The sequence below is a fragment of the Streptomyces sp. NPDC056161 genome (assembly GCF_042268025.1).
Classification (GTDB): domain Bacteria; phylum Actinomycetota; class Actinomycetes; order Streptomycetales; family Streptomycetaceae; genus Streptomyces.
This window is the reverse complement of sequence record NZ_JBHJUV010000016.1, coordinates 63224-76672: the sequence shown is the minus strand read 5'-3', so window position 1 is coordinate 76672 and position 13449 is coordinate 63224. Positions and strand designations below refer to the sequence as shown.

General features: G+C 69.4%; 8 protein-coding genes and 2 pseudogenes. 6 read left to right on the top strand and 4 right to left on the bottom strand.

Features of this window, described 5'->3' with window-relative positions; translation table 11 throughout:
- Positions 1–174 precede the first annotated feature (174 nt).
- Positions 175–1362 (bottom strand): NADP-dependent malic enzyme, encoded by a 1188-nt coding sequence (locus ACFC09_RS17100; protein ID WP_376528593.1) that lies wholly within the window; start codon positions 1360–1362, stop codon positions 175–177.
- 223 nt (positions 1363–1585) lie between these two features.
- Between ACFC09_RS17100 and ACFC09_RS17095 the strand changes: the two genes are divergently transcribed.
- Together ACFC09_RS17095 and ACFC09_RS17090 are read left to right on the top strand one after the other, a co-directional pair.
- Positions 1586–2950 (top strand): peptide ligase PGM1-related protein, encoded by a 1365-nt coding sequence (locus tag ACFC09_RS17095; RefSeq protein WP_376528591.1) that lies wholly within the window; start codon positions 1586–1588, stop codon positions 2948–2950.
- Entirely contained in the window at positions 2950–4179 is a 1230-nt protein-coding gene (locus tag ACFC09_RS17090) for an MFS transporter (protein ID WP_376528589.1), read from the top strand. The genes ACFC09_RS17095 and ACFC09_RS17090 overlap by 1 nt, the downstream gene beginning before the upstream one ends.
- A gap of 86 nt (positions 4180–4265) precedes the next feature.
- On the opposite strand, the gene ACFC09_RS17085 is transcribed toward ACFC09_RS17090, so the two are convergent.
- Positions 4266–5747, bottom strand: coding sequence for an amidase (locus ACFC09_RS17085; protein WP_376528586.1), 1482 nt, complete (start codon positions 5745–5747; stop codon positions 4266–4268).
- A gap of 203 nt (positions 5748–5950) precedes the next feature.
- On the opposite strand from ACFC09_RS17085, the gene ACFC09_RS17080 reads away from it, so the two are divergent.
- Together ACFC09_RS17080 and ACFC09_RS17075 are read left to right on the top strand one after the other, a co-directional pair.
- On the top strand, positions 5951–6199 hold the full coding sequence (locus ACFC09_RS17080) for a hypothetical protein (RefSeq protein ID WP_376528584.1): 249 nt from the start codon (positions 5951–5953) through the stop codon (positions 6197–6199).
- Positions 6200–6243: 44 nt separating this feature from the next.
- A pseudogene (locus tag ACFC09_RS17075) lies at positions 6244–6345 on the top strand (IS5/IS1182 family transposase); the annotation flags it as partial.
- On the opposite strand, the gene ACFC09_RS17070 reads toward ACFC09_RS17075, so the two are convergent.
- Positions 6343–7221, bottom strand: a complete 879-nt coding sequence (locus ACFC09_RS17070; RefSeq protein ID WP_376528582.1) for a phosphotransferase — start codon at positions 7219–7221, stop codon at positions 6343–6345. The pseudogene ACFC09_RS17075 and the gene ACFC09_RS17070 sit on opposite strands and share 3 nt — an antisense overlap.
- A gap of 306 nt (positions 7222–7527) precedes the next feature.
- Positions 7528–9699, bottom strand: coding sequence for a hypothetical protein (locus ACFC09_RS17065; protein WP_376528580.1), 2172 nt, complete (start codon positions 9697–9699; stop codon positions 7528–7530).
- Positions 9700–10370: 671 nt separating this feature from the next.
- Here ACFC09_RS17065 and ACFC09_RS17060 point away from each other — a divergent pair.
- A pseudogene (locus ACFC09_RS17060) lies at positions 10371–10580 on the top strand (MarR family transcriptional regulator); the annotation flags it as partial.
- A gap of 467 nt (positions 10581–11047) precedes the next feature.
- Positions 11048–13309 (top strand): SpoIIE family protein phosphatase, encoded by a 2262-nt coding sequence (locus tag ACFC09_RS17055; protein ID WP_376528578.1) that lies wholly within the window; start codon positions 11048–11050, stop codon positions 13307–13309.
- Positions 13310–13449 lie beyond the last annotated feature (140 nt).

Genomic DNA, 13449 nt, shown 5'->3' with positions numbered 1-13449 from the left:
CCAGGCCGTTGAACCAGGAATCAACATTCCTCATACGGCGGCTCGGCACGGTGATGCCCGTCACATCCCTGACAGATTGTCTTGAAGCGCTACGGTGGTCGGCCCTGGGGGCACTGCCTCGCCGTCAGCTCACACATGTGGCCGGCACCTCCGTCAGGAGTCCGCCGGCATGGCTCAGGCCGTCCTCCGGGGGCCGACGTCCCCGAGTGCCGCTCGGGCCACGGCGGCGGCGACCGCGGGCATCACCCTCGGATCCAGCGAGTGCGGCACGACCCGGTCCGGGGCCAGGTCGGCGGCGGCCACCTCGGCGATCGCCTCGGCGGCGGCGAGCTTCATCCCCTCGGTGATCCGCGTGGCGCCCGCGTCGAGTGCGCCACGGTAGATACCCGGCGAGGCCAGGGTGTTGATGACCTGGTTGGGGAAGTCGCTGCCTCCGGTGCCCACCACCGCGGCGTACCGTGCGGCGGTCTCCGGATGGATCTCCGGTACCGGATTGGAGAGCGCGAAGACGATCGCTTCGGGCGCCATGGAGGCGATCAGTTCCTCCGGCACCGTAGCGCTGGACACCCCGACGAAGACGTCGGCGCCCGGCAGCGCCTGGGCGAGTCCGCCGTGCAGCCCGCGCGGATTGGTGATCGCGGCCAGTGCGGCCTTCGCCGGGTTCATTCCGGCGCGGCCCGGGACGAGAATGCCACGTGAGTCGAGCACGATGACGTCGGTGAGGCCCGCCGCGAGCAGAATGCGGGCGCAGGCGACACCGGCCGCTCCGGCGCCGTGGACGACGGCACGCTGCCGTGTCATGGGACGGCCGACCACCGCGCACGCGCCGCGCAGCGCCGCCAGCACCGCGATGGCTGTGCCGTGCTGGTCGTCGTGCATGACCGGACAGTCCAGCGCCCGAACCAGCCGGTCCTCCAGCTCGAAGCACCGTGGCGCGGCGACATCCTCCAGACTCACCGCGCCGAACGACGGCCTCAACCGCACCAGGGTCTCGACGATCTCGTCCACGTCCGTGGTGTCCAGTGCCAGCGGTATCGCGTCCAGTCCGCCGAACTGCTTGAGCAGCGCGGCCTTGCCCTCCATGACGGGCAGGGACGCGGTCGGCCCCACGTCCCCGAGGCCGAGCACCGCGGTGCCGTCGGTGACGACGACGACCAGCCGACCGGCCCAGGTGTAGCGCTGGGCCAGGGCCGGCTCCTTCGCTATGGCCTTGCTGACCACGGCCACGCCCGGGGTATAGGCGATGGACAGTGCTCGGGAATCATGGAATGCGGTGGTGACCCCGACGCTCAGTTTTCCGCCTTCATGAGCGGCGAACACCTCGGCTTCCGTCGCAGGGCTGTTGACCCCGACAGCTGTCATGGCCGAATCCCTTTCCTAGGCAGTCGGCACGACGCTATCCGAACCCGCGGACCGGCCGCACCACTCGACCGAGTAGTCCCCCGTGCCTCCGTTTCTACTCGGACAGGCAGTGGCCTTTCCGTAGGAACGGAAACACAATTGCCAACTGCCGCGCCAAGAAGGACGGTCCAGGTTCGGTCGTCCGTGCGGTGCGGTTGGCAAGTCTGCGGGCCGGGGTCACACCATGCGGAAAGCGAGCGTCGGAATGGCAACACTGATCATCAGTAATCAGCGGACCGAGGAAATGGTGGGTGACCTCGAACTACTGGACCCGGAATACCGGCTTTATGTGGGAAATCAGGCGCGGCGAATGGCCTGGTGCCTACGGGAAGGCGATGTACTCGTCCTTCCCGTGCCCGTGCACGAGGAATACCTGCGTTATGTCACCGCCGTTCTGGGAATTCCCCGTGACTCGGTTCGGGTACTGGTACCGCCGACCGGCCGCCTGGGGGAAGGCGTGCTGTCCCAGGACCGGCTCACCGACGAGGGATTCATCGAGTCCCTGCGGGCGGCCGTACAGGCGCATGGCGTCGACGACGTCCTGCCCTTCCACTTCGACAGCTCACTGGCCGAACTCACCCGCACACTCGGCCTGGACAAGGTGACCCCCGGCTTCGGCTTCCTCGACCAGGGCGGCGGCCGGCTGCTGAACAGCAAGAGCACCTTCCGCGCCCTGGCCGGCGGGACCGGCGCACCCGTCCCGCCCGGCGGAGTGTTCTCCGCCCAGCAGGAGGCGGAGGCGTTCCTCTGGGAGCGGCTGCTGTCCCAGGGCCAACCCGCCATCCTCAAGCAGGACTTCCACGTCGCGGGGTTCGGCAACGAGATCGTCAGCCCGTACGCCGGCATCGATCCGCTGGGAGCCCAGCGCGCCGTGGTCGCCGGAAGCCGCGCCGACCTCGGCAGCTATCTGACGGAGCGCTGGTCCTGGCTCACCGACGGCGGGCGCAACCAGGTGGTGATCGAGCAGTACGTACCGGAATCCGCGCCGATCTACGCAGAGGTGCGGATCGAGGAACACGGCGTGGAGTTCACCGGTCACGGGGAAATGCGGATGAAGCCCGTGCTCAACGGACTCATCGTGCCCGCACCGTCGGCGGAACTGCCCGCCTTCCCCGGCTTCCTGGAGGCGGTGCGGCGACTGTGCGGACCGATCCACGCGATGGGCTACCGCGGCATCGTCAGCATCGACGCGATCGTCACCCCCGACCGGAACATCCTCATCAACGAGTTCAACTGCCGCACCGGCGGCTCCACCCACATCCACCGGATCGGTGAACGCGTCGTCGGCGACGACTACTTCGAACAGCGGGTCCTGGTCGAGCTGCGCCGCTGCACCTTCCCGCCATTCGCCGCCACCGTCCAGGCCCTCGCCGGCCACGGCCTGGCCTACGACCCCGAATCCCGCACCGGCGTACTGATCACCGTGGACGACAACAGCGCCGCGGGCGGCTTCGGCGAGTACTGCGTGGTGGCACGCGACGCCGCGCACGCCCGGGAACTGGAGCGGGCCGTCGCGGAACTGCTCGCGCCCCTGAGCACGGAGAGCTGATGGTGTCGTCCACCAAGAGTGGTTACCGGGGGCTGCTGACCCGTGAATTCCTGGTGTGGGCCGTGGTCTCGCCGGCCAGCAAGGCCCCGGTCGCCATGACACCGCTCGCCCTGGTGTTCCTCAGCCGGGAGAGTCCGGGAGGCTACACGCTGGGCGCGACCCTGGCCTCCGTGTACGTCCTGGGGGAGGTGGTGGGTGCCCCCCTCCTCGGCACCCGTCTGAGCCGCGGTCGGCTGCGGGGCCAACTGTCCGCCGGGCTACTGGTGGGTGCGCTCGCCTTCGGCGCCCTGCCCGTCGCCCACTCGGCCCCGGCGCCCGTACTGATCGTCCTCGCCTTCGTGGCGGGCGCCGCCCCGGCCGCCTGCCCCGGCGGCATCCGCTCCGTCCTGACCCGCATGGTGGCCGACGACATGGTGCCCCGCGCGCTGAGCGCCGAGGCCACCCTCACCCAGATCGTCTGGGCCGCGGCACCCGGCCTGGTGGTCCTCCTGGCCCTCCAGGTCCACCCCGGAGCCCCGTTGGTGCTGGGCGCGTTGCTCGCCGCCACCGCCTCGATCCTGGTGCTCAGGCTCCCGGAACCACAGCCCCGCGAACCCGCCGAGCGTACGGCGGCGCCCACGACACGCACCCTGCTGTCGGGCTGGCCCGTCTATCTCACCAGCGCGGCCGCCATGGCGATGCTGGCCACCGCGGAACTCGTGCTCCCGGCGGTCCTGGAGGACCAGCAGCTCTCCGTCAGCTGGTCGGGGCCGCTGCTCGCCGGCTTCGCACTGACCAGCGCGGTCGGCGCGTTCTGCTACGGCCTGCGGACCTGGCCCGGCTCGGTACGGACCCAGAGCCTGGTGTTCCTCGCCGTGACCGCCGCATGCGTCAGCCTGATCACGCTCCTGCCGGGTCTGCCGGGCATCGCCGTCGCCCTGCTCCTCGCGGGTGTCTTCCAGTCCGGCGTCATGGTCACCCGCAACCTCAGCCTCCGGGAACGCCTCCCCGAGCCCGCCCACGCCGCCGCGTACTCCGTCATGTACGCCGTCCAGGGTCTGGGCTACAGCCTGACCGCGTCCCTGACCGCGGTGGCCCTGGACCTGGCCAGCCCGTCGGCGGCGATCCTCGGTGGTGTCACCATCACCCTCCTCATCACCGTCGTCAGCGCCATCGCCGAACGCGGCTCCGTGCCCCCGCCCACCACCGCCGAGCCCCTCACTCTCGCGGACGCGGACGACGGGCCCTGACACCGGTGGCCCCGCGCACGGTCACAGCGCCTTCGCGAAGCGAAGCACCGGCCGTCGTCGTGGAGGCGGTGGTGGCCATCCACACCTCATCCTCGACGGACACCCGGTAGTACGCCCTGCTTCGGTGCCTGGAAGCCGCCGATCCGCTGTTCGAGCAGTTCGGCCAGCCGCAGCGGAGTGCGGTCCTCGAACATCGGGCCGATGAGTTGCACTCCCACCGGCAGGCCGTCGGGGGACTGGCCCGCTGGCACGGCGGTGGCGGGCAGGCCGGGCATGGTGGCCAGACCGGCCCAGACGAGCTGGTCGAAGTACGGGCACTCGACGCCGTCGATGTCGATCCGGCGTTCCAACAGATCGGGGTCGTGGTCGTGCGGGAATGCGGGAGTGGGTGTGATCGGGCACACCACGGCGTCGAACTCGGCGAACAGCTGCCGCCAGCCGTGACGGTGAAGCTCGCGATGGTTGTTCGCCTCGATCCAGTCGCGGTGGCTGAACACCATCCCGCGCAGCCGCGCCGCGTCGAGGCTCCGGTCGTCCGCGCTCAGTCCGGCGGCGCGGGTCCGAAGCTGCTCGTACGCATCGACGGGAAAACGCGCAACGGAGCCCGAGAACAGCAACTGCGTGTAGAGCGTGGCGGCTTCGGCCAGGTCGGGCAGCAGCGGGGTGTGCCGTTCGACGTGGGCGCCGCCGTCGACAAGTGCGTCGGCCACCCGGTTCACGCCGGCCCGCACAGCAGACCCGGTCGGAATGCACGGATGCTCGTCGAGGACCAGGACCCGGAAGTCGCCGAGCCGCTGGTGGCGTGCGAGCGGCAGCGTCAGGTCGTGCGCCACGCCGAGCGTCAGCGGGTCCGGCCCGGCCATGACGTCGAGCAGGAGCGTGAGGTCGCGGGCGGTGCGCGCCATCGGGCCGACGACGGCGAGGTCGAGGTCGACCGGCAACGCCGGCGTGGTTGGCGGGACCATACCGCGGTTCGCCACCAGCCCGAGCGTCGGCTTGTGCGCGTAGACACCGCAGAAATGCGCGGGGGTGCGCAACGAACCGCCGATGTCGGAGCCGATGGACAACGCGCCGAATCCAGCCGCGAGGGCCGCCGCCGATCCACCGGACGATCCGCCCGACGTGCGAGCGAGATCCCACGGGTTGTTGGTGGTGCCATAGATCTCGTTGAAGCTCTGTAGATCCTGCAGCCCCAAGGGCACATTGGTCTTACCGAGCACCACCGCGCCGGCGGCCCGGAGCCGCGACACCTGTACCGCGTCCTCGGCCGGCACAAAGTCCCGGTACATCGGCATGCCCCAGGTCGTGGGCAGCCCGGCGATGTTGTAGGACTCCTTGACCGTCACCGGAACACCGAGCAGTGGCCGGTCCTCGCCGCGGGCGCGCGCCTGGTCGGCACCGCACGCGGCGGTCCGCGCACGGTCGAAGTCCCGCACGCAGATCGCGTTGATCACCTTGTCGTCCCGCTCGATTCGAGCGATTGCCTCGTCGGTCAGTTCCACCGAGGTCACTTCACCGGCACGCATGGCGGCCGCGAGTTCTTCCGCGGTCTGAAGGTTCCACTCCATGAATCCGACCGTACTGACCTCTGGCAGAGGTCATAAAATGCCGGTTCGCACAACGGGATAGGTGACTGAATCCCGGCAGGGGGACTCTGCGAGGAGGCGTCGTCGCCTTCGGGGGACGGACATGAACCTCCCTTCCGCCCGGAACTCGTTGAAGCTGCTGCTCCGCCTTGACGGTGCGGCGGTCGACGCTCTGCGACGGCAACTTGAGGGAGAATTTCGCACTGACCTGGTCGGTCCCCGATCTGGAGGGCATCCAGCAGCTCCGCCTCGTCATCGAGGAACTGCGCGCCCGCGCCACGGACGTGCTGCGCCCCGGCGTGACCACCGACGACCTTCTGCTCCTGCTGGTCTCCCTGGGACACGCCGTGCAGGTCACCGACGAGTGCCGCCCGCACCCGGTGGAACCGGCTGCTGCACATCTCTCTTGCCGGGCTGCGTGCCGACCACCGTGAGCCACTGCCCGCCGAGACGGAGCCGGACACCCGCCAACGCCGGCCTGCTCGATGAGTTGCGCCGAGCTGGCCTGCTGGACCTCGACGACGGCGCCGTGGACGGCTCACACGTTCCGGCGCTCAAGGGGGGCCACGTGGGGACGTCAGCTCACGCGTTGTTCGGCCAGGTCCAGCCAGTGCTCCACATCGGCCGGGGTGAAGTGCCTGATGGCCCAGTCGACCATGCGGAGGCTCATGTGAGCCCATACCGGCCGAAGGACGTCTACGGGAAGAGAGTCGAGGACAGCGTCGAGACGTTGCGTCACGCCTGGGTCGGTTCCCTTCGCATGGATGCCGAAGCGCAGGGTCACGAGGTCGAATCGGCGATCGCCGCGGGCAGCGCCGTCCCAGTCGACGACGCCGGTGATCGAGCCGTCGGTGGTCAGCATGTTGCCGGGCTGGAAGTCCACATGCACGGCGTCCTGTCCGGCCAACTCGGGAGGGTGGTCGCTGCCGACAGCAGCGACCCGGCGTTCGAGTGCGGCACTGCGGCGGTTGTGTCGGCGCAAGGGCCCGTGCAGGCAGTAGCCGGACCCGTCTTGCCGCAGGTGAAGTGCCACCGTCGGAATGTCGGGGCGGTCGGCAAGCCGATCGGCCTGCATCCGGTTGAGTTCGAGCGCTTGGTCCAGGCCGCGGTGGTCGAGGTGGTCGGCCTTCGTGCCCGGCAGGAGTTCCTGCACCATGACTACCGCGTGGCCGATTTGGGCGACCAGCTCGGTAGCCGGGGCCGGATAACCTGCCAGCCGAAGCACCTCCGCGACAGCGAGTGGTCCCGCTTGCATGCCTTCAGCCTGGCTGTGCGGCCGCCATTTCAGGACGGATCGGTGATCGTCGGGCCAGCGCACATAGGCTGCGCCGACCTGCCCGCCTGGACAGGGGCCGTCGAGAGTCAGACGGACACCGGTCTGCAGGTGAAGGGCGTCGATCAGCCGGGCGGCGTCGAGCCGCTCAGCACGCGCCCAGCTCTGCCGTGGAGAGGTCACTTGAGCGATTATCGCTGCCGGCCTCGTGGCTTCTACCCGTGGGCGGGGTCTGTTCGGCGGGCTGGTCCAGTTGCTGCTGTCGGCGGCGGTGCTCGTTGCGGCAGGCATCGACGCGGGGCGGTCGACCCGGTACGCCATCATCCGCGTTTTTCCGGGTGTTGGGGTACCGGCGTACACGAAAACTGGGAGGCGCCGAGCGGGCGCCTCCCAGCCGAAGTCGACGGCGAGGAAAGCGAAAGGACTCGTTTCAGGTGAGGAGTTGAGAAGGAAGCCCCTTCATGGCCTCGCCGTGGGCAACGCTAGCACTCAGCCCGGGATCAAGTCGCGCAGATTTTCGAGGGTGATGATCCGTGAGCCCGGGTGCAGCCCCTCGGGACGTTCGAGGCCGATGTACATCACGGGCTCGTCCGGGACCGGCTCGCCGTCCCACAGGTCCACGGTCGTGGTGCCACCGGACATCAGGTCGATCAGATACCCCACCGTCAACTGCTCGCGCTCCACGACGGCACGCACCAGCTTCGACACGGATACCTGGTTCTCCTCGACCCGGTTGGCCGACGCGATGCCCCTCAGATACAGGTGCAGCCACTTCGCGCGCCACCGGCCGTCGTCCCCGCGCCGGAACACCAGCGGCAGCGCCACCCGGCCCACCCCACGCAGCTCCGACTTCATCCGCACCGTGCGCGGCTCGAACGGCCGGCCTTTCCGCTCGCCGTCGCGCAGCATGAAGCCGAAGAACGACTCCTCGACCTCCTCGAAGCTTTCGCCGGCGTAGATGTTGACCTGTGGAACGATGAACGTGCTGCGCACTCGGTCCAGGGACAGGCTGATGAACTCCGAGGCCCCGTCGGGCGCCTCGGTGATGTCGCCCGAATGCCTGCCCCCTACGGCCTTGAGGGACGTGTAGGAGAGCCAGGAATCGGTGCTGTAGTCGGCGTGGAGAAGCAGCGCCGACAGGTCGTAGTCGGTCCGGTCCTTGGTCTCCTTCCAGTACACGAAGAAGCGCAGTTGTTCGCCGTCGACCGTGGAGACCGATCCTCGTGGCAGTACGCCGAGCCCGGCCGCGGTGGCCCGGCCGCTGAGCGGAAGCGCCACGTCGAGGACATCGGGATCGAGCAGCAGCCGGCCCGGCGCCGGGAGCCGACGACGCATCTCGTCGTCGAGGGCGGCGATCAGACGATCGCGGTCGGCGGCCGGAAGCGGCGGTCGGAGGTCGGGAGTCACCCAGGCACGGCCCCGGCGGTTGACGAAGACCCGGGGTTCGCCGCTCTCACGTGCCCGGTTGTGGAGATGCTCGCGCACCGAGAGCACGACCCGGCCGGACACGTCGGGAGCGACCTGTACCGCGGCGGCCACCACCGCGTCCCGTTCTTCCTGGTCGGCGGCGATGCGCAGCAGGAGGTCCAGGGCGCGGAACAGTTTGCCGGGGGCGGACTTCAGCAACTGCACCGCACCGAGGACGTCAAGCGCGTCGAGCAGCTCCTCGATCCGGCTGTCGAAGGACCGTGCCTCCATCTCGCCGCGCGCGACCGCGAACACATCGGCGGCGTGCGGCCAGCGCGGGTATTCGTGCGGGTGGAGGCGCTCACCGAGCCGCTTGAAGGGCTCCCGGTGCGCGTGCACATCGGCGAGCTTCGCGGGGTTCGCCGCGACCACGGCGTCGAGACCCGCGAGCAGTCCCCGGCGCAGTGGCCGCGGCAGCGCCCGAAACCGGGTCGGCTCCCGCAGCGTCACGTCGCCGCCCGACAGCGCGCAGGCCAGCCGCAGCACATCGGTGACGGTGTCGAGGTGGAGGTCCGCCCCGACGCCGAGCCGGGCCTCGTTGATGACCGCCCGGTTCTCCCGGACCGGGATCGCCTCCGGCTGGGGGCCGAGCGCACACCGCTCGGCGAGGGCCTTGAGGTCGCGCAGGTCGTCCTCGCCCAGCGGGGTCGTGCTGCCGGCCAGGGCCAGGTACAGGTCGGTGAGTTCGTCGTCCAGGTCCCGGCCGAGATGCAGGACGGTGACCCGGTCGCCCGCGGAGGCGATCAGTTCGTCCTGCGCCGCGCGCATCTCCTCGTAGGTGTGCTGGTACCGGCCGTACGTGGGGAGGCTGAGCAGGTCCAACGCCCCGTGCCCCAACTGCGTCAGCACGTGCTCGCGCGACTTCTCGTCGCCGAGCGCTTTCGCCACGCACTGCATCCAGAACTCTTCGGTGTCCGGCACGTTCGCCGGGAAGTCGATGAAGTACGAATTGTGCCGGACGTGGTCACCCACCATCTCAGCTACGGTGCGCAGCGTCCGCTGGGCGGTGTGCACGACCGCGGCCCCGGACAGCCCCGACAGCCGCTCCAGCAGCTCCGCCGAGAGCTTGAAGCCCACGGATGTCAGCGCCGCGTCGAACTGCCGTGCGGCGACAGCTCCTTCCCCGGCGGAACCCTTGGGGGAGGAAAGGCGGTGGGTGTGCCGGATGACCAGCGATTCGAGACTGTGCGCCATTCGGGGATGATCGCAGAGGTGGGCGCGCCGGTGCACAGGGGTTTTTGCACGGGCTCCGACGCTGTGATCACACCCGCCACAGCAGGAGCATCCCAGCGTGTCCGCCTGTCGACTGCGAACCTGCGTCATTCAGTCCGCGCGATCATCCTCGACGGACTGAGGTTGTACTCGTGCTGTCGTGACGCGCCTGATGGTCAGGCCGGTCTGAGCACAACACGACAACACGAGCAGCCGCCGACCGGGCCTGCGGGGCCGATGCCGCCCGGCGTGGCAGTCAAGGTCTCGTTGTCACTCGGTGAGGACGAGACTGACGTTGTGTCCGCCGAAACCGAACCTGCGACGACCGCGTCAGCCCGCCCGGTGCGGATCAGATCCTGCCCCAGGGCGAGGACCTCTTGCCGGGTGGCGGCGGGCGTGGAACGAGGGCGGTTCGCGGGCTCTGCCGCCGCGGGGGCCGGTGAAGCTGCCTGGACTGAGCGAGGCACAGTTCGCGCAGCTGGAGATGGGGCAGGCGAAGGGACCTGCTCCCAGAACCCCAGAAATTCAAACGCTTGTACTATTTCTGGCGACGGCACCGCGAGACGGGATCCACCACGGCGTTCACCGACGGAAGTGGAGACTCACCCGCAACTTACAGGCGAGCTGAAACTGTCGTGGCCGAGTAAGGTCCCGTGACCGTCCCTCCCCAGCCCACCAGTACCGCCTTCCTGCTCGCAGCCCTCGGCAGACGCGTGCGCGACGACGTCGAGCAGACGCTGAAACCGATCGGCCACACCCGGCACCACCTCGCCGCTCTCGGACATCTGTGCCGCGAACCCAGGCTGTCCGGCGGCGAGTTGGGGCGTCGGACGGTGATCGCCGCGCAGGGCACCCAGGCCACCGCCCGCCAGCTTGAGGAACGGGGAGCCGTCGAGCGGCGCACCGAAGCAGGCCGCGGCCGTACCGTCGAGCTCCACATCACCGAAGGCGGCCTGCGACTGCCGGCCGCCGACCAGGACGCGTACGCCGCGGCCGCCGCGAGCCCGCACAGCACACTCGGCCCCGACGCCTGCGGCCACCTCACCGACTCGCCGCTCCCGGCGCTCTCCGCTCGCGCCGACCGACCCCCGCGCACAGCCCGGCGGCGAGCAATACCGATGCGTGCCCGCCCGCCTTGGGTGGGGTGTGGCGCATCGCAGGCCGACCCGAAACATGCAGACCTGCATCCGCCGTCGGACAATGGCGTGAGGTACAGGAAGATGACCTCCATACGCAGGGTGGCGTTTTCGCTGCGCGGAGCCACATCCCCTGTTGCGTGGTGCGGGCGGCACCGGCAGCGGGCCCATCACGCACATGTGGAGGTGCCGAGGTGGCCGAGGGCAATTCGTTCAGGATCGACCGGCGCGGAGAGGTTACGGCCGTCCGGGGCGCCGCGGGAAACCTCGTCGACGCTGTCGGGCGACCGGCCGCCGACGCGATCAGGCTGCTGCTGGAGGCAAGCGAGGCCGCCGGCTGGCCGGTCATCCAGTTCGACGCCTGGCGTAACGACGACGGGACCGAGGTCTCGGTGATCGGCACGGCGACCAGTCCTGGCGCCGCCCGAGCACAGAGTGCCTTCGTCCCCTCGACGTTCGACAAGGCCGCTGCGGGACTTGAGTTGTACGACAGCGAGTTGAGGATTCTGCGCAGCAACCCCGCCGCACTCGCCATCCGTGACGCCGAACCTGGTGACGTTCTCGATCGCGGCGCGGACGAACTCGATTCGACGCTTCCGCTGAGCGCCCTGCTCGTCGAGGTGATGGATCCCGATCGGGCCGCCGGCGCGCACCCGGTCATCAAGCGCAATGTCCAGAAAGGATCGCACGTCTACTCCGTACTGGCGCTACCGCTGTTGGACGGCACCACGGTGATCGGCGCGGCAACCATCATTCACAATGTCACCGAGAGCGAACGTTCCCGCAAGGCCCAGAAGTTGCTCGCCGCAACCCACGAGAGGGTGGGAACGACGCTCGGGGTCATGCGAACAGCCCAGGAGCTGGCCTCGGTTGTCGTGGCGGACTTCGCTGACGTCGCCATCGTGGATCTGGTGGAGGCGGTCTTCCACGGTGACGATGCGCCGTTCCCACCGTTGCGGAGCTCAATCCCCCTGCGCAGAGCGGCGTTCGAAACAGCAACGGAGTTCACCGGCCTGTATGAGGTGGGCGAGGCGAGCCGCTTCGTCTTCCCCACGCCCTACACCCAGGTCCTCACCGACCTGAAACCACGCCTGGTCGACCCCCATGGCAGTCCGTCGGACTGGCACATGCATGACTCCGCCCGTGCGGAGATCCTGCGCCAGTCCGGCGTGCACTCCATGATCCTGACTCCCATCGTGCAGCACGGCCACGTCCTTGGGTTGCTCAGCCTCTACCGAAACCGGCGGAACACCACACGGTTCGACCAACGCGACCTGACCCTTGCCGAGCAGGTCGCCGCCCGGGGGGCCGTCAACATCGAGAACGCCCGCAGATACGTCCGCGAGCGCACGACGGCAACGACGCTCCAGCGGCAACTGCTGCCACACAACATCGCCCAGGTGCCTGCCATGAGCACGGCACATTTCTGGAAGCCCGGCGGCCAGAGGACGCACTGGTTCGACGTGATCGCCCTGTCCGGTGCCCGCGTAGGCCTGGCCATCGGGCAGATTCCGCAGCAGGGGCTGCGCGCGTCGGTGAACATGGGCCGCTTCCGGACAGCTTTCGCCACCCTGGCCAGGATGGACCTCGCACCGGACGAACTCCTGGTCCATCTGGACGACATCACCCACGAGATGCAGCAGGACGACCCGCAGGCCGACGAGACAGACCCTGAAGCGGACGGTGCCCGCTGCCTCTACGCCATCTACGACTCCATCACCGGACAGTGCGCAATCGCCTCCGCCCACTGGCCCGCGCCTTTGGTGACCACACCCGACGGCGCCACCCGCCCCCTGGACATGCCCGTCGGCCCCGCCCTCGGCCAACACTCCAGTTACGAAACCGTGCGCGCCACGCTGGCACCGCGGACACTCCTGACCTTCTACTCGGTCTCCATGCTTCATACGGCCCGCGGCGACGACCCCTTCGCCCAGCTACAACGCGCCGCCGGCCAGTCGGCGGGCGACGCCCAAGCAGCTTGCGACAACATCGTCTACGCCCTGATGGGCGACCCCTCCCGCCGCCGCAGGGGCGGCGCGGTCCTGACCGCCGTCGTCAACCGCCTCGCCGACAGCAACCACGTGTCCTGGACCGCCCCCCGGGACCACGCGGCAGTCGCGGACTGCCGGGCGCGGGCCCGCGCGCAGTTGGAAGCCTGGGACCTGGACGACCTGGTGTTCGCCACCGAGGTCGTCGTCAGCGAACTGGTGACGAACGTCCTCACCCACGCCAGGGGCAACCCACGGATCCGCATGATCCGGGACGACCGCCTGACCGTGGAGGTCTCCGACGACTCCAGCACCTCCCCGCACCTCCGGCACGCCCGTGCCCAGGACGAGAGCGGCAGGGGACTGCTCATCGCCGCAGCCCTGGCCCACCGGTGGGGCACCCGCCACAGCGAGGAGGGCAAGACCATCTGGACCGAGCAGGACCTCACTCCGTCAGAGAGCCTGTGATCTGCTGCGACACGGCAAAGAACTCGGATGGTGGTCTCCGGCCGCCGAGCAGCCGGTGAGCACGGGACGCTCGCCGCCGCAGTGAGCGCGGCGGCAGGGCGTACGCGCGAGACGGTGCTTCTCTCGGTTTCCCATGGGTT